At 72.4% G+C, this 22,866-nt stretch carries 20 protein-coding genes and 2 pseudogenes; 7 read left to right on the forward strand and 15 right to left on the reverse strand.

Annotated features, from left to right (window positions below):
- Position 1 precedes the first annotated feature (1 nt).
- The 3 genes from purL to purS are packed head-to-tail and all read right to left on the reverse strand — an operon-like array spanning position 2 to position 3,188.
- A complete protein-coding gene (purL, locus tag ABD401_RS21305) occupies positions 2 to 2,251 on the reverse strand; it encodes a phosphoribosylformylglycinamidine synthase subunit PurL (RefSeq protein WP_344608531.1) in 2,250 nt (749 codons plus the stop codon).
- Positions 2,248 to 2,946 (reverse strand): phosphoribosylformylglycinamidine synthase subunit PurQ, encoded by a 699-nt coding sequence (gene purQ, locus ABD401_RS21310; RefSeq protein ID WP_344608533.1) that lies wholly within the window; start codon positions 2,944 to 2,946, stop codon positions 2,248 to 2,250. The genes purL and purQ overlap by 4 nt, the downstream gene beginning before the upstream one ends.
- Positions 2,943 to 3,188 carry a phosphoribosylformylglycinamidine synthase subunit PurS gene (purS, locus tag ABD401_RS21315; RefSeq protein ID WP_344608535.1) on the reverse strand — a complete coding sequence of 82 codons (246 nt, stop codon included), beginning with the start codon at positions 3,186 to 3,188 and terminating at the stop codon, positions 2,943 to 2,945. Before purS ends, purQ begins: the two co-directional genes overlap by 4 nt.
- Positions 3,189 to 3,257: 69 nt before the next feature.
- On the opposite strand from purS, the gene galE reads away from it, so the two are divergent.
- Both galE and ABD401_RS21325 read left to right on the forward strand, forming a co-directional pair.
- Positions 3,258 to 4,217, forward strand: coding sequence for a UDP-glucose 4-epimerase GalE (gene galE / locus ABD401_RS21320; protein ID WP_344608537.1), 960 nt, complete (start codon positions 3,258 to 3,260; stop codon positions 4,215 to 4,217).
- A 263-nt stretch (positions 4,218 to 4,480) separates the two neighbouring features.
- Positions 4,481 to 5,707 (forward strand): zf-HC2 domain-containing protein, encoded by a 1,227-nt coding sequence (locus tag ABD401_RS21325; RefSeq protein ID WP_344608539.1) that lies wholly within the window; start codon positions 4,481 to 4,483, stop codon positions 5,705 to 5,707.
- An 83-nt stretch (positions 5,708 to 5,790) separates the two neighbouring features.
- Here the strand turns inward: ABD401_RS21325 and purB are convergent, their stop codons facing one another.
- From purB to ABD401_RS21365, 9 genes and pseudogenes are all read right to left on the reverse strand, one after another.
- Positions 5,791 to 7,098: an adenylosuccinate lyase gene (purB, locus tag ABD401_RS21330; RefSeq protein WP_344608540.1), complete on the reverse strand. Its 1,308-nt coding sequence runs from the start codon at positions 7,096 to 7,098 to the stop codon at positions 5,791 to 5,793.
- Between the two features lie 37 nt (positions 7,099 to 7,135).
- On the reverse strand, positions 7,136 to 8,404 hold the full coding sequence (gene purD / locus ABD401_RS21335; protein ID WP_344608542.1) for a phosphoribosylamine--glycine ligase: 1,269 nt from the start codon (positions 8,402 to 8,404) through the stop codon (positions 7,136 to 7,138).
- 23 nt (positions 8,405 to 8,427) lie between these two features.
- Positions 8,428 to 9,726, reverse strand: a complete 1,299-nt coding sequence (locus ABD401_RS21340) for an adenylosuccinate synthase (RefSeq protein ID WP_344608544.1) — start codon at positions 9,724 to 9,726, stop codon at positions 8,428 to 8,430.
- A gap of 129 nt (positions 9,727 to 9,855) precedes the next feature.
- Positions 9,856 to 10,290, reverse strand: a complete 435-nt coding sequence (locus ABD401_RS25130) for a DUF3151 domain-containing protein (protein WP_425566221.1) — start codon at positions 10,288 to 10,290, stop codon at positions 9,856 to 9,858.
- Between the two features lie 213 nt (positions 10,291 to 10,503).
- A pseudogene (locus ABD401_RS21345) lies at positions 10,504 to 12,660 on the reverse strand (MMPL family transporter); the annotation flags it as partial.
- A 198-nt stretch (positions 12,661 to 12,858) separates the two neighbouring features.
- A complete protein-coding gene (locus ABD401_RS21350; RefSeq protein ID WP_344608548.1) occupies positions 12,859 to 14,058 on the reverse strand; it encodes a calcium-binding protein in 1,200 nt (399 codons plus the stop codon).
- Between the two features lie 119 nt (positions 14,059 to 14,177).
- The gene (locus tag ABD401_RS21355; RefSeq protein ID WP_344608550.1) at positions 14,178 to 15,074 is read right to left on the reverse strand and encodes a fructose bisphosphate aldolase; all 897 of its coding nucleotides are present in this window, start codon (positions 15,072 to 15,074) and stop codon (positions 14,178 to 14,180) included.
- 38 nt (positions 15,075 to 15,112) lie between these two features.
- Positions 15,113 to 16,489, reverse strand: a complete 1,377-nt coding sequence (locus ABD401_RS21360) for an FAD-dependent oxidoreductase (protein WP_344608552.1) — start codon at positions 16,487 to 16,489, stop codon at positions 15,113 to 15,115.
- Positions 16,486 to 17,175: a TrmH family RNA methyltransferase gene (locus ABD401_RS21365; RefSeq protein WP_344608554.1), complete on the reverse strand. Its 690-nt coding sequence runs from the start codon at positions 17,173 to 17,175 to the stop codon at positions 16,486 to 16,488. The genes ABD401_RS21360 and ABD401_RS21365 overlap by 4 nt, the downstream gene beginning before the upstream one ends.
- A gap of 60 nt (positions 17,176 to 17,235) precedes the next feature.
- Between ABD401_RS21365 and ABD401_RS21370 the strand changes: the two genes are divergently transcribed.
- Genes ABD401_RS21370 through ABD401_RS21385 form a run of 4 tightly spaced genes read left to right on the forward strand, consistent with a single transcriptional unit; the run spans position 17,236 to position 19,831 of the window.
- Positions 17,236 to 17,937, forward strand: coding sequence for a hypothetical protein (locus tag ABD401_RS21370; RefSeq protein ID WP_344608556.1), 702 nt, complete (start codon positions 17,236 to 17,238; stop codon positions 17,935 to 17,937).
- The gene (locus ABD401_RS21375; protein WP_344608558.1) at positions 17,937 to 18,503 is read left to right on the forward strand and encodes a hypothetical protein; all 567 of its coding nucleotides are present in this window, start codon (positions 17,937 to 17,939) and stop codon (positions 18,501 to 18,503) included. Before ABD401_RS21370 ends, ABD401_RS21375 begins: the two co-directional genes overlap by 1 nt.
- 39 nt (positions 18,504 to 18,542) lie before the next feature.
- Positions 18,543 to 19,175 carry a DedA family protein gene (locus tag ABD401_RS21380; RefSeq protein ID WP_344608560.1) on the forward strand — a complete coding sequence of 211 codons (633 nt, stop codon included), beginning with the start codon at positions 18,543 to 18,545 and terminating at the stop codon, positions 19,173 to 19,175.
- The gene (locus ABD401_RS21385; protein ID WP_344608562.1) at positions 19,172 to 19,831 is read left to right on the forward strand and encodes a DedA family protein; all 660 of its coding nucleotides are present in this window, start codon (positions 19,172 to 19,174) and stop codon (positions 19,829 to 19,831) included. The genes ABD401_RS21380 and ABD401_RS21385 overlap by 4 nt, the downstream gene beginning before the upstream one ends.
- A gap of 58 nt (positions 19,832 to 19,889) precedes the next feature.
- Here the strand turns inward: ABD401_RS21385 and ABD401_RS21390 are convergent.
- Positions 19,890 to 20,438, reverse strand: a pseudogene (locus ABD401_RS21390) (PaaI family thioesterase); the annotation flags it as partial.
- 96 nt (positions 20,439 to 20,534) lie between these two features.
- Between ABD401_RS21390 and ABD401_RS21395 the strand changes: the two are divergent.
- Positions 20,535 to 21,644, forward strand: coding sequence for an acyltransferase (locus tag ABD401_RS21395; RefSeq protein ID WP_344608564.1), 1,110 nt, complete (start codon positions 20,535 to 20,537; stop codon positions 21,642 to 21,644).
- A 21-nt stretch (positions 21,645 to 21,665) separates the two neighbouring features.
- Here ABD401_RS21395 and ABD401_RS21400 read toward each other — a convergent pair whose 3' ends face one another.
- Positions 21,666 to 22,034 (reverse strand): FKBP-type peptidyl-prolyl cis-trans isomerase, encoded by a 369-nt coding sequence (locus ABD401_RS21400; protein ID WP_344608566.1) that lies wholly within the window; start codon positions 22,032 to 22,034, stop codon positions 21,666 to 21,668.
- Positions 22,031 to 22,831, reverse strand: coding sequence for an SDR family NAD(P)-dependent oxidoreductase (locus ABD401_RS21405; protein WP_344608568.1), 801 nt, complete (start codon positions 22,829 to 22,831; stop codon positions 22,031 to 22,033). Before ABD401_RS21405 ends, ABD401_RS21400 begins: the two co-directional genes overlap by 4 nt.
- Positions 22,832 to 22,866: the final 35 nt, after the last annotated feature.

Raw genomic sequence — 22,866 nt, forward strand, 5'->3', positions numbered from 1 at the left:
CTCAGGCCAGGGCGGCCGGGAGCGTCGCGGTGTGGGCCTCGCGCAGGTCGGACAGCGAGATCTCGATGTCCGCGTTGATCCGCAGCGAGCCACCGCCGACCGTGCCGATCTCCGCCACCGTGACGCCGTGCATCTCGGCGAACGCCTCGACCGCGTAGCGGTGCTGGGCGGGCACGGAGACGATCGCGCGGGCGGCGGACTCGCTGAACAGCGCGACGAACGCGTCCAGGCCGGTCGGGAGCTCGACGCGGGCGCCGATTCCGTTGGCCAGGCAGCACTCGACGAGACCCTGGGCGAGCCCGCCCTCGGAGAGGTCGTGGGCGGAGGAGAACACGCCCTGCTCGGCGCCCTCCACGAGCACGGCGGCGAGGGAGCGCTCGGCCTCGAGGTCGACCATCGGCGGCGTGCCGCCGAGGTGCCCGTGGACGACGTGCGCCCACTCCGACCCGTCGAGCTCCTCGCGGGTGTCGCCCAGCAGCAGGATCGTGTCGCCGTCGTTCACGAAGCCCATCGGCACGCGGGTGCGGACGTCGGGCAGCACGCCGAGCACGCCGACGACCGGCGTCGGGAGGATCGCGGTCTCGCCGGTCTGGTTGTAGAAGGAGACGTTGCCGCCGGTGACCGGGACCTCGAGCTCGAGACAGCCGTCGGCCAGGCCGCGGACGGCCTCGGCGAACTGCCACATGACGCCCGGGTCCTCGGGCGAGCCGAAGTTCAGGCAGTCGGTGACCGCGAGCGGCCGTGCGCCCTTGGCGGCGACGTTGCGGTACGCCTCGGCCAGCGCCAGCTGCGCACCCGCGTACGGGTCGAGCCGCGCGAACCGGCCGTTGCAGTCGGTGGAGACGGCGACGCCGAGACCGGACTCCTCGTCGACGCGCACGACACCGGCGTCGTCGGGCATCGCGAGCACGGTGTTGCCGAGGACGTAGCGGTCGTACTGCGAGGTGATCCAGCTCTTGTCACAGAGGTTCGGCGAACCGGCCAGGCGCAAAATCGTCGCGCGCAGCTCGGCCGCGGTCGCGGGGCGCGGCAGACGTGACGCCGTGTCAGCCTGCAGCGCGTCCTGGTCCGCCGGACGCTCGTAGGGGCGCTCGTAGACCGGGCCCTCGTGCGCGACCGTCCGCGGCGGGACGTCGACGACGGTCTCGCCGCGCCACTCGACGGTGAGCCGGCCGGAGTCGTTGACCTCGCCGATCACGACGGCCTCGACGTCCCACTTCGAGCAGATCTCGAGGAACGCGTCGACCTTGCTCGGCTCGACGATCGCGCACATGCGCTCCTGCGACTCGCTCATGAGGATCTCCTCCGGAGCGAGCGTCGAGTCACGCAGCGGGACACGGTCGAGCACGACGTGCATGCCGCCGGCGCCGGCCGAGGAGAGTTCGGTCGTCGCGCAGGACAGCCCGGCGCCGCCGAGGTCCTGGATGCCGACGACGAGGTCCGCGGCGAAGATCTCCAGACAGCACTCGATGAGCACCTTCTCGGCGAACGGGTCGCCGACCTGGACGCTCGGGCGCTTGCTCGGACCCTCGGCGTCGAAGGTCTCGGACGCGAGCACGGAGACCCCGCCGATGCCGTCGCCGCCGGTGCGGGCGCCGAACAGGATGACCTGGTTGCCGGGGCCGGAGGCCTTGGCGAGCTTGATGTCGTCGTGCTTCATCACGCCCACGCAGAGGGCGTTCACGAGCGGGTTGCCGAGATAGGTCGGGTCGAAGACGACCTCGCCGCCGATGTTCGGCAGGCCGAGGCAGTTGCCGTAACCACCGATGCCGGCGACGACGCCGGGCAGGACGCGGCGGGTGTCCTCGGCGTCGAGCGGGCCGAAGCGCAGCGGGTCCATGACCGCGACCGGGCGGGCACCCATCGTGAGGATGTCGCGCACGATGCCGCCGATGCCGGTGGCCGCGCCCTGGTAGGGCTCGACGTAGCTCGGGTGGTTGTGCGACTCGACCTTGAACGTGACCGCGTAGCCGTCACCGATGTCGACGACGCCGGCGTTCTCGCCCATGCCGACCATGAGGACGTCGGTCTGCGGGGCCTTCTCGCCGAACTGGCGCAGGTGCACCTTCGAGGACTTGTAGGAGCAGTGCTCGCTCCACATCACCGAGTACATCGCCAGCTCGCAGCTGGTGGGCCGGCGGCCGAGGATCTCGCGGATCCGGGCGTACTCGTCGGGCTTGAGGCCGAGGTCGGCGTAGGGCTGGGTGACGTCGGGCGTCGTCTCGGCGGACTTGACGGTGTCCAGGCTCACGCGGAGCTCCCGGACATCGCCGGGGTCAGCAGGCTGTTCAGCAGCGAGGTGAACAGCACCAGGCCGTCCACGCTCGGGCCGGTCAGGGTGCTGATCGCGTGCTCCGGGTGCGGCATCAGGCCCACGACGTTGCCGGCTTCGTTGCGGATGCCGGCGATGTCGTTGCGCGAGCCGTTCGGGTTGCCGTTGATGTAGCGAAAGACGATGCGGTCGAGGGTCTCGAGCCACTCGAGCGTCTCGGGGTCGGCGATGTAGCCGCCCTCGCCGTTCTTCACCGGGACGAGGATTTCCTGACCCATCCTCAGATCACGGGTCCAGGGGGTGTCGACGTTCTCGACACGCAGCCACTGGTCGCGGCAGACGAAGTGCTGGTTGTCGTTGCGGACCAGCGCGCCCGGCAGCAGGTGCGACTCGCAGAGGACCTGGAAGCCGTTGCAGATCCCGAGAACCGGCAGGCCCTTGTTCGCCGCGGCGATGATCGACTCCATCACCGGCGAGAACCGGGCGATGGCCCCGCAGCGGAGGTAGTCGCCGTAGGAGAACCCGCCGGGGAGCACGACGCCGTCGACGCCCTGCAGGTCGGTGTCCCGGTGCCAGAGCCGGACGGGCTCGGCGCCGGCGGCGCGGACGGCGCGCGCGGCGTCCCCGTCGTCCAGCGAGCCGGGGAACGTGACGACGCCGACGCGGGCGGTCATGACTCCACCCGGACCGTGTACTCCTCGATCACCGTGTTGGCGAGGAGGGTCTCGGCCATCTGCTCGACCTTGGCGAGGGCGGCTTCGTCGAGCTCACCCTCCACCTCGACCTCGAAACGCTTGCCCTGCCGGACGCCGGACACCGTCTCGAACCCCATCCGGCCCAGGGCTTTCTGGATCGCCTGGCCCTGCGGGTCGAGAATCTCCGGCTTCGGCATGACGTCGACCACAACGCGGGCCACGAACGCTCCTCATGAAGTCCTGCGGAAGGATGGGGTCAGGCTACCTGTCCGGCGGAAACGGGGATCGACGTGAAGCTGCTGGTCACCGGTGGCGCGGGTTACATCGGCAGTGTGGTCACGGCGCTGCTGCTCGCCGACGGCCACGACGTCGTCGTCCTCGACGACCTCTCGACCGGCCACGCGGACGCCGTCCCGGCCGGCGCCGAGCTCGTCCGGGCCCGCGTCCACGACGCCGCGGACGTGCTGGACCCGTCGTTCGACGCGGTCCTGCACTTCGCGGCGAAGTCCCTGGTCGGGGAGTCGGTCGCCCGTCCGGAGCTGTACTGGGAGAACAACGTCGTCGGGTCGCTGGCGCTGCTGGACGCGATGCGCGGCGCCGGGGTGCGGCGCCTGGTCTTCTCCTCCACCGCGGCGACCTACGGCGAGCCGGACACGATGCCCATCACCGAGGACACCCCGCCCCGGCCCACGAACCCGTACGGCATGACCAAGCTCACCGTCGACATGGCGATCGCGGCCGAGTGCGCCGCCCACGAACTCGGGGCCTTCAGCCTGCGGTACTTCAACGTCGCGGGCGCCCACCTCGGCGGCGCGGTCCCGCTCGGCGAGCGGCACGACCCCGAGACACACCTGATCCCGAACCTGCTCAAGGTCGCGACCGGCGAGAACCCGGAGGCCAAGCTGTTCGGCTCGGACTATCCGACCCGGGACGGGACGTGCGTCCGCGACTACATCCACGTCACCGACCTCGCCGACGCCCACGTCCGCGCCCTGACCCGGATCACCCCGGGCCGGCACGAGATCTGCAACCTCGGCAGCGGGTCCGGCTTCACCGTCCGGGAAGTCCTCGCCGCGGTCCGCGCGGTCACCGGCCACCCGATCCCGGCCGCCGACCACCCGCGCCGCCCCGGCGACCCCCCGACGCTGATCGCGTCCAACGCCCGCGCCCGCGAGCTGCTGGAGTGGACCCCGGTCCGCGACATCACCGCGATGGCCGCCGACGCCTGGGCCTTCGCGCAGAAAGCCTGACGCCGCCGGTGAAAAAAGGGTGTCACCCTTTGGTGACGAGGGCGGGCGCTGGGCCGTCCGACGGACTACGAATCGGGCGCTGCGGCACATACCGGCCGACGGCGCTGGAGTTCACCCGGTCGCGAGCGCAACAGTTGGCGAAATCGCCGGACGGCGCGCGGGGGGCGTGCCTACTCTCAGTTATCTCGAAGGCCATCGCGCGGGGGTGCGGTCGCCGGATCTGAGGGCTCGGGGGAGCCTGCGATGTGTGGGCGGGTGGGGGAATGACGACGTCCAGAACGGGTGGTCAGGGCACTCGTGTGCCGACGGACACCGCGCTGATTGCGGCCGCGCGCCGCGGCGACATCGACGCTTTCGACTCGCTCACGGACCGTCACCGTGAGGCTGCGCTCCGCTTCGTCCGTCGTACCTCGCACGGCTCGGACCACCTCGTCGACGCCGCCATCACCGCCACCCGCGCCGACCTGCTGACCGGCTCCGGTCCCACGACCGCGTTCCGCGCCCACCTGCTCGACGCCGTGCGGCGCGAGCAGGGCGGGATGCGCCGCGGCCGCCGCAAGGGCGTCGAGGGCGAGACCGGGCCGTTCCCGGCCGCGTGCGTCGCCACGACCGCGAAGGCCTTCGCCGGCCTGTCCGAGGAGGCCCAGGCCGCCCTCTGGCACACCGAGGTCGAGGGCGAACCGCTGCTGGAGACCGGCAAGCTGCTGGGCCTGGACGCGACCGGCGTCGCCGAGCTCAGCTTCGCCGCCCGCGACACCCTGCGCGCCGCCCAGTTGCTGGAGCACCGGGCCGCGATCAGCAGCCCCGACTGCCGCTGGACGACCAACCGCCTCGGCGGCTACGCCCGCAACACCCTCTCCGCCGAGGACCACACCAAGGTTTCCGAGCACCTCGACGGCTGCGACCTGTGCGCCGGCGTCGCTCCCGCCGTGATCGCGGTCGAGTCCGACCTCGCGCTGCTCGTCGCCACCGTCGTGCTCGGGTCGGCCGCGGAGGCGTACCTGGACCGTGAGGGCGCCGGGATCGCCCGCGCCGGCGGTTTCGCCGGGCTGATGCGGGACGCCGCGCGCCCCGTCGCCGTCGCGATCTCCGCGATCGCCCTGATCACCGCCGGCCTGCTGGGCACCCTCGCCTTCGCCGACGAGGACACCGCCAAGCGCGAGGTCGCGACCCCGTCGACGTTCACCGCGATCCCGGTCGCGCCGACGAACCCGATCTCCGACGACGGCCCCTCCTCCGGCGAGGGCTCGTCGGGCCGCGAGGACGTCCGCCCGACCCCGAGGCCCAAGGCCCGTACCGAGGCCCGGTCCGTCGTCCGGACCGAGCGCGTCACCACCGTCGAGGTCTCGGACGTGAAGTCCGACCCGGTCCGGCCCGTGGTCGAGGACGAGACCGAGGACGACGGCCTCTCGCTCAACCTCGGCGTCACGAAGCTGAACATCAACCCCGGTGCGGGCCTGCTCGGCCTGCCGGGGATCTCCCTGGGCTGACCGGCACCACCACCTGCACTGGAGATGTCATCTCCAGTGCCGTGGGCCGGATGCACTGGAGATGTCATCTCCAATGCCGGGGGTCAGGCGAGCTTCTCCAGGCGCTCGAACATCGGCGCGAGGCGGGCGACGAACCGCTCGGGACGGCAGACCTCGTCGAGGCGCGCCTCGTCGAGGGTGATGCCGGCGTCGGCGGCGCGGGCGCGCAGGGTCTCCCGGAACGGGATGCCCTCCTGCCAGGTCTGCATCGCCGCGCCCTGGACGAGGGCGTAGGCGTCCTCGCGGGAGGCGCCCATCTCGACGACCTCGAGCAGGACCGTCGAGCTGTAGATCAGGCCGCCGGTGAGGTCGAGGTTCGCGCGCATGCGCTCGGCGTCGACGACCAGGCCCGAGACCAGGCGGTTCGTCAGGTGCAGCAGGTAGTCCGTCGCGGCCGCGGCGTCGGGCAGGGCGATGCGCTCCACCGACGAGTGCGAGATGTCGCGCTCGTGCCAGAGCGGGATGCCCTCCATGACCGGCACGATCTGCGCCCGCACGATGCGGGCCATGCCGCAGATGCGCTCGGAGAGGATCGGGTTCTTCTTGTGCGGCATGGCCGACGAGCCCTTCTGGCCCTTGCCGAAGGGCTCCCAGGTCTCGCGGACCTCGGTGCGCTGGCCGTGCCGGACCTCGAGGGCGATCGCCTCGCAGACCGTCGCCAGAATCGCGAGCGCCGACACCCACTCGGAGATGCCGTCACGCAGCACGACCTGCGTCGAGACGTCGGCCGGGCGCAGCCCGAGCGCGGCGGCGACGTGGGTCTCGACGGCGGGGTCGATGTTCGAGTACGTCCCGACGGCGCCCGAGATCGCCATGACGGCGACGGACTCGCGGGCGCGGCGCAGGCGGTCGCGGGAGCGGGCCATGCCGAAGGCGAAGTCCGCGACGCGGTGGCCCCAGACGTCCGGCTCGCCGTGGATGCCGTGGGTGCGGCCGACGCGCAGGGTCTCGCGGTGCGCGAGCGCGTGGTCGCGCAGCGTCGCGACGAGGGTGTCCGCCTTCTCCAGCAGGATGTCCGTCGCCTCGACCAGCTGCAGCCCGAGGGCGGTGTCGAGCAGGTCGGAGGACGTCATGCCGAAGTGCACGTAGGCCGCGGCCTCGCGGGGCGTGGTGTTGTCCGCCCACGCCGAGAGGAACGCGATGACGTCGTGCTGCGTGACGTCCTCGATCGCCTTCACGGCCTCGGGGGTCGGCGGGGGCGCGTTGCGCACCGGCTCGACGACGTCGGCCGGCACGACGCCCGCCGCCGCGTGCGCCTCCAGCACCAACGTCTCCACGTGGCACCACAGCTCGTACTTGTGCGCCTCGCTCCAGACGCGGCCCATCTCGGGCAGGGTGTACCGCTCAATCACCGGGCCATCCTCCCGTACGGCCCCCCGTACCCCGAAATCAGCCGGGGACGGTGATCTCGCCGCGCTCGGCGGCGAGGGCGATGTCGGTGCGGTGGTGGGAGCCGTCGAGGGTGACCGCGGCAACGCCGGCGTAGGCGCGGGAGCGGGCCTCGGCGAGGTCCGTCCCGGTCGCGGTGACGCACAGGACGCGGCCGCCGGCGCTGACGACCTCTCCGGCGTCGTTGCGGGCGGTGCCCGCGTGGATCACGTGCACACCCTCCAGCGCATTGGCCGCGTCGAGGCCGGTGATCGGGTCGCCGGTGCGCGGGGTGCCCGGGTAGTTGTGGGACGCGACGACGACGGTCACCGCGGAGCCGGAGTGCCAGGTCAGCGGCTCGGCCTGGTCGAGCTCCCCGGTCGCCGCGGCGAGCAGCAGCGCGCCGAGCGGGTTGCGCAGCAGCGCGAGGACGACCTGTGTCTCCGGGTCGCCGAAGCGCGCGTTGAACTCGACGACGCGCAGCCCGCGCGAGGTCAGCGCGAGACCGGCGTAGAGCAGACCTGCGAACGGCGTCCCGCGCCGCCGCATCTCGTCGACGGTCGGCTGCAGGACGCGCTCCGTCACCTGTTCGACGAGGCCGGCCGGGGCCCACCGCAGCGGCGAGTACGCGCCCATGCCGCCGGTGTTCGGCCCGGAGTCGCCGTCGCCGACGCGCTTGAAGTCCTGCGCGGGCTGCAGCGGGCGAACGGTCTGACCATCCGTCAGAGCGAAGAGGGAGACCTCCGGCCCGTCGAGGAACTCCTCGACGACGACCCGGCCCGCACACGCCTTCGCGTGAGCCAGCGCCGCCTCGCGGTCGGAGGTGACCACGACGCCCTTGCCGGCGGCGAGGCCGTCGTCCTTGACGACGTAGGGCGCACCGAACGCGTCGAGCGCGGCCGCGACCTGGTCGAGGTCGTCGCAGACGCGCGCCATCGCGGTCGGCACCCCGGCCGCGGCCATCACGTCCTTGGCGAAGGCCTTCGAGCCCTCGAGCACCGCCGCCGCGGCGGACGGTCCGAAGCAGGCGATCCCCCGGGCGCGCACCGCGTCCGCGACACCGGCGACCAGCGGACCCTCCGGCCCGACGACGACGAGGTCGGCGTCGAGGGAGTCGGCGAGGTCCGCGACCGCCGCGGGGTCGGTCGCCGCCACCGGGTGGAGCGTCGCGAGATCCGCGATGCCCGCGTTCCCGGGTGCGCAGTGCACCGCGGTGACCGACGGGTCGTTCGACAGGGCCAGACAGAGCGCGTGCTCGCGGCCACCGCCGCCGATCACCAGAACCTTCACGGTCGGCGAGCCTAACCCGCGCGCTACTTCACCAACGAACGGATCTCGATCGTCTGGTCGCGACCCGGGCCGACGCCGATGGCGGAGATCGGGGCGTTCGACATCTCCTCGAGCGCGGCGACGTAGGCCTGGGCGTTCTTGGGGAGGTCCGCCAGCGACCGGGCGCCGGTGATGTCCTCGGTCCAGCCGGGGAACTCCTCGTAGATCGGCTTCGCGTGGAAGAAGTCGGTCTGGCTCATCGGCATCTCGTCGTGACGGACGCCGTCGACGTCGTAGGCGACGCAGACCGGGATCCGCTCGAGCCCGGTGAGGACGTCGAGCTTGGTGAGGAAGAAGTCGGTCAGGCCGTTGACCCGGGTCGCGTACCGGGCGATGACGGCGTCGAACCAGCCGCAACGGCGGGCGCGACCGGTCGTGACGCCGACCTCCCCACCGACGCGGCGGAGGAACTCGCCGCTTTCGTCGAACAGCTCGGTCGGGAAGGGCCCGGAGCCGACGCGGGTCGTGTAGGCCTTGAGGATCCCGCAGACGCGGTCGATCCGCGTCGGGCCGATGCCCGAGCCGGTGCACGCCCCACCCGCGGTCGGGTTCGACGACGTGACGAACGGATACGTGCCGTGGTCGACGTCGAGCAGCGTGCCCTGCGAGCCCTCGAGGCAGATCAGCTTGCCCTCGTCGAGCGCGCGGTTGAGCACCAGCGAGGTGTCCGCGACGTACGGGCGCAGGGCGTCCGCGAACGGCAGGAACTCCTCGATCACCTCGTCGACGGTGAGCGCACGCCGGTTGTAGATCTTCACCAGCAGGTGGTTCTTGTCGACGAGCGCGGCCTCGACCTTCTGCCGCAGGATCTTCTCGTCGAACAGGTCCTGCACCCGGACGCCGATGCGGTTGACCTTGTCGGCGTAGGTCGGCCCGATGCCGCGGCCGGTGGTGCCGATCTTGTTCTTGCCGAGGAAGCGCTCACGCGTCTTGTCGAGCGTCGTGTGGTACGGCGTGATCAGGTGCGCGTTGCCCGAGATCAGCAGCTTCGAGGTGTCGACGCCGCGCTCCTGCAGCCCCGCGATCTCGTGCAGCAGGACGCCCGGGTCGATGACGACGCCGTTGGCGATGACCGGCGTGCAGCCCGGCGTCAGGATTCCCGACGGCAGCAGGTGCAGCGCGTAGCTCTGGTCACCGATGACGACGGTGTGGCCGGCGTTGTTGCCGCCCTGGTAGCGGACGACGTAGTCGACGGGGTCGGAGCCGGCCGCGCCCAACAGGTCGGTGGCCTTGCCCTTGCCCTCGTCGCCCCACTGGGCGCCGACGAGCACGATGACGGGCATGCGGTCGCGCCTCTCCGATGTCGTTTACCTGCCGGACGGACTGCCGGCGAACAGCGCCCCAGGCTAGTGCGAACCCGATGCGTCCGGCCAAGTGAGGGCTCGTGGCCACCGTTGGCCGGACGCAATGACCTAGCTTCGAGGCGCTGCGAGAGCGTCCGCCGCGGCCTGGCTGCTCTCGGCCAGGAAGGAGAAGCAGCGCTGCGCCTCCGCCTCCTCACCGATCGCGGCCGCGGCCCGGCCGAGCGCGTGCAGCGAGCGCAGGAAGCCCTGGTTGGGCTCGTGCTCCCACGGCACCGGCCCGTGGCCGCGCCAGCCGTTGCGCCGCAGCGCGTCGAGGCCGCGGTGGTAGCCGGTGCGCGCGTACGCGTAGGACTCGACGACCGAGCCCCGCGTGTACGCCGCGTCGGCCAGCGTCGCCCAGGCCCGCGAGTAGTCCGGGAACTGGGCGGCCACCTCAGTGGCGTCGGTGCCGCTGTCCATCAGGTCGCGAGCCTCGGGCAGTTCGGGCAGCAGCGTGGCCGGGGGCCCCGCGAGCAGGTTCTCGTGCGTCGTCACGCGGCCCATTGTGCCGTTGCGGCCGGACGAGGGCGACGGCACGGCCCCGCTCCCGGCGGCCGGCGCGCTGACCGGGACCACGGGCGGGGGCGTGACGGCCTCGGCCGGCGTGTCCGGCGTCGTGACCTCGGTCAGGGCGGCCGGGGTGGCAGCCGCCGCGGCCGCAGCGGCGGCGGCGATGCCGACCAGCGCCGGCACCGGGGCACCGGCGGGGGCACCGGCGGGAGCACCGACGGGAGCGCCGTCCTCCGGCGAACGCCGCGCGGTCGGGACGTAGTCGGCCTTGCCCATCTTGTTCGGCCACCAGATGTGGCGGTCGAAGTCGAGGGCGAGCGCGGTCACCAGGACCGAGCGGACGATGAAGGTGTCGATGATGACGCCGACCGCGACCACGAACCCGATCTCGACCATGAACACCATCGGGATCGCGCACATCACCGCGAAGGTGCCGGCGAGGACCAGGCCCGCCGAGGTGATGACGCCGCCGGTGGCGGTGAGGCCGATGATCGCGCCCCTGCGGGTGCCGTGCTGCCGCGCCTCCTCCTGGACGCGCGTCATCAGGAAGATGTTGTAGTCGATGCCGAGCGCGACGAGGAACACGAACGCCATCAGCGGCAGACCCGCGTCGGCACCCGCGTAGTTCAGCGGCCCGGTGAAGACCAGCGAGCTCAGGCCGAACGCCGCGGCGAAGGACAGGACGACCGTCGCCAGCAGGAGGATCGGCGCGAGCAGCGACCGCAGCAGCCCGATCAGGATCAGGAAGACCACGGCGAGGGTGATCGGGATGACCACCTTGTTGTCGCGGCTCGACGCGTCCTGGGTGTCGAGTGCGACCGCGGTGCTGCCACCGACGTGCGCGTTGCCCTCGTCGACCTGGTGGACCGCGTCGCGGACGCGTTCGATGGTGCGCTTGGCGGCCTTGCTGTCCGGCGGGTCCTCGAGCGTCGCCTCGATGTAGGCGAGGCCGTTCTGGACCGGGGCCTGGACGACCGAGCCCTCGACGATGCCGGGGACGCCCCCGAGGACGTCGGCCATCTCCTGGCTCTTGCCGCCGTTGCCCATGACGATGACGGGGTCACCGCTGCCGGCCGGGAAGTGCGCCTGCAGGGCGCGGGCGCCGACGACCGAGTCCTGGGTCTTGGTGAAGCTGTCCTCGAACGCGAGGCCGCTGGCCGAGAGCTGCGTGACGCCGAGCGCGAGCGCGCCCAGCGCGAGCGAGGTGCCGATCCAGATCGGGCGCGGCTTGGTGGCGACGACGTTCGCGACCTTCGCCCAGACACCGCGCTCGGACGGGTCCTCGGTGCCGAAGTTCGGGTGCGTGGGCCAGAACATCCACCGGCCGCCGAGGACCAGGAACGCCGGAAGCAGCGTCATCATCACGCAGAGTCCGACGCCGATGCTGATCGCCAGCACCGGGCCCATGCTCGACGTGGAGTTCATGTCCGCGAAGGACAGGCAGAGCATGCCGAGGATGACGGTGACGCCGCTGGCGAAGACCGCCGGGCCCGCCCGGTGCAGTGCGAACGCCATCGCCTCGTGCCGGTCCTCGTGGCGCCGCAGCTCCTCGCGGTAGCGGGCGACGAGCAGCAGGGCGTAGTCGGTCCCGGCGCCGAAGACCAGGATCGCCGCGATGATCTGAGCCTGCGCCGTCACGGTGATCGCGCCGCCGTCGGCGAGCAGGTAGATCATGCCGAGCGCGACCGAGAGCGCAGCCAGCGCCGACAGCACCGGCAGCAGCCAGAGGACCGGGCTCCGGTACGTGATCAGCAGGATGACGATGACGACGCACATCGCCGCGAGCAGCACGGCGCCCTCGGTGCCCTCGAACGCATCGGCGAAGTCGCCGTTGAACCCGGCGGGGCCGGTGACGTGGACGAGCAGGCCGTCACCGGGCTGGTCGAAGGACTTGATCTCCTCGACGAAGCCGGGCAGCTTCTTCCAGCCGTCGCCCTTCTCGCCCATGTCGTACGGGACGAGCATCTGCAGGGCCTGGCCGTCGGCCGACTCGAACGGGCCCTGGACCTCGGCCTCGACGCCCTCGATCTCGGCAAAGGACGCGACGTCGTTGCGCGCGCGCTCACGGTCGGCGTCGGTGAGGCCCTCGCGCCGCTCGTAGACGACGACCGCCATGGCCTCGTTCGGGTTGTTGAAGCCCTCCATGGCCTTGTAGACCTGCGTGGACTCCGCGCTGCCCGGCAGCCAGTTGACCGCGTCGTTCTCCTGGACGTCGCCGAGCTTGCCGGCGAGCGGACCCATGCAGGCGGCGAAGATCACCCAGAAGAGGATGACCACGTACTTGGTCTTCGGCCCGCACGGGAAGCGCGCGAGCTTGCCCGCACCGCTGGCCCCGCTGGCAGTGCCGACGGAGCCGCCCGCCATGTCGCCGTCCATCCCGGAGTCCTCCGCGCGTCTGCCCGAGGTGTCCCTGGTGTCACACTCGTCGCACCGTGCATCGTTCCAGCCCGCGCGTTCGCGTCACCAGCGCTGTGAGCTTGATTCACGATTTCCTGAACGGGGCTTCAACGTCGGATTGTAGAACCGCGTTCCACCGGTCCAGAAGTTGACCAAGCCCGGGGGTCAGCTGCGCGTCTCGATGCCCCCACGCCAGGTGGTGGAGTCGACGTCGATGCCCCGGTCCTCGCCGGCGCCACCGTCGAGCCGGTCCCGGCCGCGGCCGCCGATCAGCAGGTCGTTGCCGTCGCCGCCGCGCAGGATGTCGTGGCCCGCGTCGCCGCAGAGGATGTCGTGGCCGCCGCGCCCGGAGATGCGGTCGTTGCCGAGCCGCCCGCGGATCAGGTCGTTCGCGGCGGAGCCGACGAGCACGTCGTCCCCGTCCGTCCCCTCTCTGAGCACCCAGCCGTCCGGCACGGGGCCGTCGGGCGCGCACACGCGCGTGATGTCGACGCCCTGCAGGAGCTGAGTGAAGCGCAGCTGGATGATCCCGTCCGCCTGGGCGGGCGCGATGCCGAAGGTCGTGCCGGGCCGGCCGAAGCCACTGCCGCCCCCGCCACCCCCGGCCCGGGTGGTCAGCCCGGACGTGAGCGCGCGGGCCGCCCCACCGCCGCCGTAGTAGCCGCCGCCCCCGCCGGCACCGGCCCCGGTGCCGCCGAGGCCCCGGGTTCCGGCCTTCGCCTCGGCCGCCCCGGCGCCGCCCCGCGTCTCGGTCGCGCCGGACCCCGCCCCGGCCGCGCTGCCCCCGAGACCGGCCGTGCCGATCGAGCCGCCGCCCACCCCGCCGTTGCTGCGCCGGTCGGGCGCGGCCCCGCCGCCACCGCCACCGCCGGCGGCGATCAACGGGTCCGTGGTCAGCGGGTCGGGACTGACGCCGCCCTCCCGCAGGTGGATCTCGGTGCGGCCCCCGCCGCCCCCGGCCCCCGGAGTACCGGCGGCGCCGCCGCCGTTGATGCCGCCGTGCGCGGGCCGACCCCCGATCGCCGTGGCGTTGCCGCCACGACCGCCGACCCGCAGGTCCCAGACCTCCCCCGGTTCGACGAGCAGCACCGCGTGCGCGGTGCCGCCACGACCACCGAAGCTCGTGTCCGGCGGCCCGTCGCCGCCGGCCGCGCCCTGCACGTAGGCGTCGATCGAACTGACGCCCGCCGGCACGACGAAGCGGATCGGCTTCTCGCTCGGCCTGGCGAACACGCACAGCACATCGAGCCCGCTGGTGGTGCACTCGCGGGGCAGTTCGCGGGCCGACGCGGCCGCGCCCGGAAGCGCGGCCACACCCGCAGCCATCATCAGAACGACCAGCGGCGCACTGAACTGACGCTTCATCACCGAGACCTGCCCCCCGAACCGCCCCTCAGGCTCGACGGTAGGGGGAGATCAGTGCGACGCTGCGCACACTGCGCTGTTCGAGCGAACCGCCCGAAACCGGCAGCGACCCGATCGGGCTAGTCGACCGAGGCCTCGTAGATCGCGTCGATCGCGGAGGCGAGGGTGGCGTTGAACTCGTCGTCGGTCTGGCGGTCGGAGACACCCTCGACCAGCGCGCGGGAGAAGCTCGCGATGACGCCCGGGTTCTGCTTGAGCAACGCGCAGGCCTCCTCGCGCGAGTAGCCGCCGGAGAGGGCGACGACGCGCTGGACGTGCGGCTCCGCGACGAGCGGGCTGTAGTAGCCCGCCTCGGTCGGGATCGTCAGCTTGAGCATGATCGGGGTGTCGGCGGAGAGCTGCTCGGCCTGCTTCTGGATGTGCTCGCGGAGCAGGACCTCGGCCTCCTGCTTGGTCGGGCTCTTGATCGAGACCTCGGGCTCCAGGATCGGCACGAGGCCGGCGGCGGCGATCTGCGCGCCGATCTCGAACTGCTGCTCGACGATCGCCGCGATGCCGTCGGGGTTCGCCTCGTGGATGACCGAGCGCATCTTCGTGCCGTAGACGCCCTTCGCGACGGCGCGGGCGAGGAGCTCGTCGAGGCCCGGGATCGGCTTCATCAGCTGGACGCCGTTGGCGGTCTCCTCGAGGCCCTTGTCGACCTTGAGGAAGGGAACGACGCCGCGCTCGTTCCAGAGGTACTCGGCGGTGTCCCGGCCGTCGATCTGCCGGTCCATCGTCATCTCGAACAGGATCGCGCCCAGCACCTTGTCGCCGGTGAACGCGGGGGACTTGATGATGCGCGTGCGCATCGCGTGCATGAGGTCGAACATCTCGGCGTCGTTCGAGTAACGCGACTCCTCGATGCCGTAGTCGCGCAGCGCCTTCGGGGTGCTCCCACCGCTCTGGTCCAGGGCGGCGATGAAGCCCTTGCCGTTGACGACCTTCTCCTGCATGGCCTCACGCTGGCTGCTCATGTCTCTCCCGGTGCTTCTCGGCGGTAGGGGCAGGCTATCTACCCCAGCCGCGCGGCGACCTCACGGGCGGCGAGCGTGACCGGGTCCCACAGCGGGGAGAACGGCGGGGCGTAGGAGAGGTCGACGTCGGCGAGCTCGTCCGCGCTCAGTCCGCACCAGACCGCGGTGGCGATGACGTCGATGCGTTTCGCGGCCCCCTCGTTGCGGCCGACGATCTGCCCGCCGAGGATCCGGCCCGAGCTGCGCTCGGCGATCAGCTTCACCCGGATCGGCCCCGCCTCGGGCATGTAGCCGGCCCGGGTGGTGGACTCCACGGTCGCGGCGACGGCGTCGAACCCGGCGTCGGCGGCGGCCTGCTCCCCCAGGCCGGTGCGCCCGATCTCCAGGGCGCAGATCTTGGTCACGGCGGTGCCGATGACGCCCGGGAAGCGGGCGTCACGTCCGGCGAGGTTGGCGCCGATCACCCGGCCGTGCCGATTCGCGTGCGTGCCGAGCGCGACGGTGACGTACCGGTCGGCGATCCGGTCGTGGACCTCGACGCAGTCCCCGCCGGCCCAGATGTGCCCGGCCGCGGGATGGTCGCCGGTGACCCGCTGCCGGTCGTCGGTGCGGAGGCCGCCCGCGTCCCCGATCGGCAGCCCGGCGTCCCTCGCCAGCCCGACCGCCGGTCTCGCCCCGAGGCCGCACACGACGAGGTCGGCGGCGAACGTCCCGTCGCCGGTGACGACGCCGGTGACGCGGCGGCCGCCCGCACCGGTGGGGGTGGTCTCGAACGCCTCGACCTCGACGCCGGTGCGGACGGCGATGCCCTCGCCCTCCATCGCGGCGCGGACGTGCACACCGAGGTCCTCATCGAGCGTGCCCATCGGCTGCGCACCGCGGTCGAGAACGGTGACCGCCAGGCCCTGGCGCAGCAGCGCCTCCGCCATCTCGATGCCGATGTAGCCGGCGCCGACGACCACGGCCTGCTCCGCCCCGGAGGCGACGGCGTCGAGGATCGCCTGCCCGTCCGGGATCCGCTGGACGGACAGCACGCCCGCCGCGTCGTGCCCGGGCACCGTCAGCTTCCCCGGCTCGGCCCCGGTCGCGAGGACGAGGTGGTCCCAGCCGACCGTCGTCTCGGACCCGTCCGGCTCCCGGGCCGTCACCGTGCCCGCGGCCGGGTCGATCCCCACCACCTCGGTCCGCAGCCGGACGTCGACGCCCCGGCGGCGGTGCTCCTCCGGCGAGCGGGCGATCAGGTCGGACCAGTTCGCGACGTCACCGGCGACCCAGTAGGGGATGCCGCAGGCCGAGTAGGAGGTGTACTCGCCGCGTTCGAAGGCGATCACCTCCAGGTCCGGGCGGGCCCGCTTGGCGGCCGAGGCCGCGCTCATGCCGGCGGCGTCGCCGCCGACCACCACGACCCGGGTCATCCGTCCACCTCCGCAGGGGGTTCCTGCCCCGGTTCCTGCCCGAACACGTGCCGGCGGACCCACGCGTGCATCGCGATCGCCGACGCCGCACCGGCATTGATCGACCGCGTCGACCCGAACTGCGCGATCGAGAGGATCGCCTCGCACCGGGCGTGCGCGGCCGCGGACAGGCCCGGGCCCTCCTGGCCGAAGAGCAGGACGCACTCCCGCGGCAGCGGGTAGGTCTCCAGCGGGACCGACCCCGGGAGGTTGTCGACCCCGATCAGCGGCAGGCCGGCCGCGGCGGCCCAGGCGCCGAGCGCCGCCGCGTCCGGGTGGTGCCGGACGTGCTGGTAGCGGTCGGTGACCATCGCGCCCCGGCGGTTCCAGCGTCGCTGCCCGACGATGTGAACCTCCGCGGCCAGGAACGCGTTCGCGGTCCGCACGACCGAGCCGATGTTGAAGTCGTGCTGCCAGTTCTCGATCGCGACGTGGAAGGTGTGCCGCCGCGTGTCCAGGTCGGCGACCACGGCCTCGCGGCGCCAGTAGCGGTACCGGTCGACGACGTTGCGCCGGTCCCCGTTCGCGAGCAGGTCCGGGTCCAGCCGCGGGTCGTCCGGCCAGGGCTCCGGGTGGGGGCCCACGCCGACGTCCAGGACGTCCTCGGCCCCGCCCCGGCCCTCCGACTCACCGCGGTCCTCCGACACGGAGCGAGACTAGGGCCCCGCTCCGCCCGCCCGGGGACCCCGGCGCGGGACACTGGTGTCGTGATCACCTCGGACTCGGCTCGAACCGCGCCCTCGCACGCACTGCGGATCGCCCTCGGCCCCGCGCTCTCCGTCGTCCTGGCTGCCGGCCTGCTCGCCGGCTGCGGCGGCGACGACGACCCGATCCCGTCGTCGGCCGCCGACCAGACGCCGGTCAAGTCCCGGCCGATCGGCGAGACCCCGGAGCCGACGCCGACCCCGTCGGCGTCCTCCTCCCCCGACGGCGCCGCCACCGCCGGACCGGCGACCACCCCGGCCCCGGGCGGGGTCGAGGTGAAGGGGAACGGGATCACGTTCCGCCTGCCGGGCGAACCGGAGCGCTTCACGCAGACCGGCAAGGCCGGCTCCACGTCGATCACCTTCGACATCTTCCGTTACGAGGCCGCGACCGAGGTGTACACCGTGACCCGCGGCCACTACCCGAAGGTCGGGACGCTGCCCAGCCTCAAGGAGGCGCTGGAGACCTCCGCGAAACAGGCCGGCGGCAAGATCGCGACCTCACGGACCTTCACCTACAAGAAGAAGCCCGCGATCGAGGGCACGATCGTCGGCGTCAAGGACAAGGGCAAGGAAGTCACGATCTTCGCCCGCTACGTCGTCGTGGACCGCGTGATGTACGGCCTGCTCTTCCTCGACCGGGGCGGCAGCGCCGGGCCGACCTCGGCGTTTCTCACCTTCGTCAACTCCGTGGAGTTCTCCTGATGCGCCGCACCCGCTTCGCGCCCGCCCTGCTCGCGGGGGCCCTGCTCCTGACCGGTTGCGGCGAGGGCGAGGCTCCGGAGGCGCTGCCGTCGGTGACGCCCGAGCCCAGCCCCACCTCGACCGCGTTCACCGCGAAGGGCAAGGGCTACTCGATCGTCTTCCCGGAGGCGGCGCGGAACACCAAGGAGCGCGCGAAGACCGGGCTGAAGCTGACCTACGACGTCTGGACGCTGCGGACCGAGAACGCGGACTTCTCCAGCAGTCGGGCGTCCTACGCGAACCACGGCAAGCCGAACCTGCGGGACGCGCTGAACAGCGCCGCCCGGCAGACCGGCGGCCGGATCACGAACTCGCGGACCTTCACCTACCGGGGCTCGCCCGCCATCGAGGGGACCATCGTCGGCGCGCTGAAGTCCGACCGCGAGGCCCGGGTGACGGCGCGCTACATCCTCGTCGACGGCAAGTTCCTCTTCGGCCTGATCTACCGGGCCAAGGTGAAGGCCACCGCGGAGATGAAGCAGACCCGGGACGCCTGGCTGAACTCCCTGCGCTTCACGAAGGCCTGAGTTCCGCCGGGGACCGGACCCCCGACGTAGGGTGACCGGGTGATCTCGGCGGCGGGGGTCGAACTCTCCCTCGACCTGCAGGGACTGAGTACGGGGCTGGTCTACCTCGTCGTCCTCTCGTTCGTCTTCGTCGAGTCCGGGATCCTGCTCGGGTTCTTCCTCCCCGGGGACGCGCTGCTGTTCGGGGCCGGCCTGGTCGCCGCGTCGCCCCACTCGGACGTCGCGCTGTGGCCGCTGACGATCGGTGTCTGCGTGGCCGCCGTGGCCGGTGACGCCGTCGGCTACTGGACGGGCCGACGCTGGGGCCGGCCGTGGCTGGAGACCAAGCCGAAGATGGCCGCGCACATCGCCAAGGCCGAGGCGTTCTACGACCGCTGGGGCCCGATCGCGGTCGTCGTCGCCCGCTGGTTCCCGTGGCTGCGGACGGCGACGCCGGTGGTCGCCGGCGTGGCCCGCATGCCCTACCGGCGGTTCGTCACGGCGAACGTCGTCGGCGCGGTGACGTGGGGAGCGGGACTGATCCTGCTCGGCTACTACTCGTACGAGATCTCGTGGCTGCGGAACACGGCGATCGCGATCGGCCTGACGTGCGGCGCGCTCATGCTGATCGCTGCCGCCGTCCGGTGGATCTTGGCCCGACGGCGCGCACGGGCGGATAACCTCGCGGGGTGAATGTCGCGCTCGGCCCGTCGTGGCTCGAACCTGAGCAGCTCATCGACAACTTCGGCTTCGCCGGACTGCTGCTGATCATCTTCGCCGAGTGCGGCATCCTGCTCGGCCTCGTCTTCCCCGGCGACAGCCTGCTGTTCATCGCGGGCCTGCTGCTCGCCGACGACACCCTGAGCCAGCCGTTGTGGCTCGCGTGCGTGTGTCTGTGGATCGCGGCGACCGCGGGCAACCTCGTCGGCTACTGGATCGGCCGACGCACCGGCCCGGCCGTCTTCGCGCGGCCGAACTCACGGATCTTCAAACAGGAGTACGTCGAGAAGACCGCGGCGTTCTTCGACAAGCACGGCGGCCGCGCGATCGTCCTCGCCCGGTTCGTCCCGATCGTCCGGACCCTGATCACGTTCATGGCCGGCTCGGTGAAGATGAACGCCCGGGCGTTCACGCTCTACTCGATGGTCGGCGCGCTGCTCTGGGCCGTCGGGGTCACGGTGCTCGGCTACCAGCTCGGCGAGGTCGACTTCGTCCGCGAGCACGTCGAGGCGATCCTGCTCGGCGTCGTCGCCCTCTCGGTGCTCCCGATCGCGATCCACCTGCTTCGCGAGCGTCGCTCCCGCACCGAGCACGCCACCGAGCCGGAGGCCGGCGACCCGGTCGCCTGAGGGGCCAACCTGCGCCGAGTGCGCAGATCAGCACCGCTCGACCGGCCGCAACCGGGGCTCAACTGCGCACTCGGTGTAGATCGTTCAGGATCAGGCAGCTGCTGGTCGCGGTGGCGAGGAGGCGGCCCTTCTCGTCGACCATCTTGGCCTCGGCGAGGGCGGTGCGGCGGCCGGAGTGGACGACGGTGCCGATCGCGCGGACCTCGCCGCCGTCGGGGGTCATCGGGCGCAGGAACTTCACCGCGAGGTCGAGCGAGGTGTAGTTGACCCCCGCCTCGAGCGTGGTGTGGACGGCGCAGCCGGCGGCGGAATCCAGCAGCGTCGCGTAGACGCCGCCGTGGACCGAGCCGATCGGGTTGTAGAGGTGCTCGGCCGGGGAGATCGCGAACACCGCGAGGCCCTTGTCGACCTCGACGAGGCGGAAGCCGAGGGTCTGGGAGATCGGCGGGGGCGGGGTGTTCGTCTCGAGCAGGTACTGGAACAGCTCCAGCCCGGAGCGGCCCTGCGCGGCCTCGACGTAGATCTTCGGGTCCACCCAGGTGTAGGTGCGCTCGCGCCCGTCCGTTGCCGTCACCGCAGCCTCCTCGCCCGCCCACTGGTCGTTTGTTACCGAACAGTAGGAGCGGCCCGGGTCTTCCCGCGAGGCCTGTGCCCCCGGTCACATCGGCTTTCGTCGGTCGGGATCGCGGGTAGCCCGCCGGGCATGTCCGGGACCGGAACGGCCCCGCGGACGGCGTTCGTCCCCGGGGCGGGACGCACCGACACCTCGGCCGGTCCGCGGCGCACCGGCACCGAGTGGATGGACTTCGCCCGCGTCGCCGGGATGGTCGCCGTCGTGGTCGCGCACGTCTTCGCGCCGGCCATCCGGTTCGACGTCGAGGACCGCAGCTCACCCGCCTGGTGGGCGGCGATGACGATCAGCGCGTTCTCGCGGTTCTGCGTCCCGCTGTTCCTCGCGATCAGCGGCGCCCTGCTGCTCGCACCGCGGGCCGGGCTACCCCCGGCGGAGTTCTACCGGCGCCGCCTGCACCGGATCGGCATCCCGCTCGCCGTCTGGGTGGCGTTCTACCTGGCGCTGCGCGAGTTCACCGCCGGGGACGACCTCGGCGGCGAAGGCGTCGCGCGCGAGGTGATCGGCGGCGGCGTCTACTACCACCTGTACTTCCTGTTCGTCCTCGCCGGCCTGTACGCGCTGACGCCGTTCGTGCGGCTGATCGTGCTGTACGCCTCGGAGCGCATGCTGGTCGCGTTCGTCGTCGTGCTGCTCGCGATCGGCGCGCTCGACCAGGCCGCGGTGGTCCTGTTCGAGAGCGGGTCCGGCAACGCCGCGACCCGCTTCCTGCCCTACCTCGGCTACTTCGTCGGCGGGCTGCTCGTCTGCCGGCTGCCGCTGACCCGGCGCCTCGTGCGGCTCGGCGCGCTCGCCCTGGGAGGCGGGGTCGCGCTGACGACCGTCGGCGGCTGGGCGCTGTCGGTCTCGATGGGGCCGGAGTACGTCGAGTACGCGCTGCTGCCGCTCTCGCCGTCGGTGATCGTGACGGCGTTCGGCGCGACGGTGCTGCTGCGCGCGCTCCCCCGGCACCTGCCCCGGCTGACGAGCTCCCGCACGGTCGCGCGGCTGTCCGCGCTCAGCTTCGGGGTCTACCTCGCCCACCCGGCCGTGCTCACGCAGCTGCGCGAGCGCTACCCGTTCCCGACCGACCTGCCGGGGATGCTCGGCCTCGGCGTCGCCCTGCTCGTGGCGACGCTCGCGGCGTCGATGGCGATCACCGCCGTCGGGCGGCTGGTGCCGGGGCTGCGGCGGGCGTTCTGACCCGCCGCTCCCCGGTGTGCGTCAGACGCTGAGCAGGTCGACGACGAAGATCAGCGTCTCGCCCGGTTTGATGACGCCGCCCGCGCCCCGCTGGCCGTAGCCGAGGTGCGGCGGGATGACGAGCTGGCGACGGCCGCCGACCTTCATGCCGGCGACGCCCTGGTCCCAGCCGGCGATGACCATGCCGGCACCGAGTTGGAACTGGAGCGGGCTGCCGCGGTTCCAGCTGGCGTCGAACTCCTCGCCGGTCGAGAACGCGACACCGACGTAGTGGACGCTCACGGTCGCGCCGGGCTTGGCCTCGGCGCCGTCGCCGACCTTGAGGTCGGTGATGACCAGGTCCGCGGGGGGCTCGCCGCCGGGGAAGTCGATCTCGGGCTTGTCGCTCATCGGGTGTGCTCCGTCCTCGTGCCGATCTCACTGCGGGGGGTACGGCCGAGCATCCGGGTCGCACGCACGATGCGGCGGACCGGGAGGTGCTTGGCGGCGGCGGTGATCACCTTCCACTGCAGGCCGGGCACGGTGACGACACGGCCGCGACGCAGCGCGGCCAGCGCGTCGTCGACGACCTTGTCCGCGGACAGCCACAGGAAGTCAGGGATGTTGTCGGTGTCCGCGCCACTGCGGGCGTGGAACTCCGTCCGGGTGAAGCCGGGGCAGGTCACGACGACGCGGACGCCGGTGCCGCGGGCCTCCTCGGCGAGGGACTCGGTGAAGGTCGTGACGTACGCCTTCGCGGCGCTGTACGTGCCGCGCGGGACGAAGCCGGCGACCGAGGAGACGTTGACGATGCCGCCGTGGCCGCGGGCCGCCATGACCTGCAGCGCGGCGTGCGAGAGCTGCAGGACCGCGCGGACCATGACGCCCAGCACCTCGTCCTGCGCGCGGTAGTCGCTGCGCAGCACGGCCCCGGGCCCGGCCAGGCCGGCGTTGTTGACCAGCAGGTCGATCGGGCGGTCCTCGTCGAGGATCCGCTCGACGACCGCGGCGCGGGCGGCCTCGGAGCTCAGGTCGGCCGGGAGCGTCTCGACCTCGACCCCGGAGCGGGCGCGCAGCTCCGCCGCGACGCGGTCCAGCCGCGCGGAGTCGCGGGCGACGAGGACGAGATCCCAGCCGTCGGCGGCGAGCCGACGGGCGAACGCGTTGCCGATCCCCGAGGTGGGGCCGGTGATCAAGGCGGTGGGCACCTCGCGACCCTACCCAAGCAGGCGGCCCCCGCACC

The organism is Sporichthya brevicatena (assembly GCF_039525035.1).
Classification (GTDB): Bacteria; Actinomycetota; Actinomycetes; order Sporichthyales; family Sporichthyaceae; genus Sporichthya; species Sporichthya brevicatena.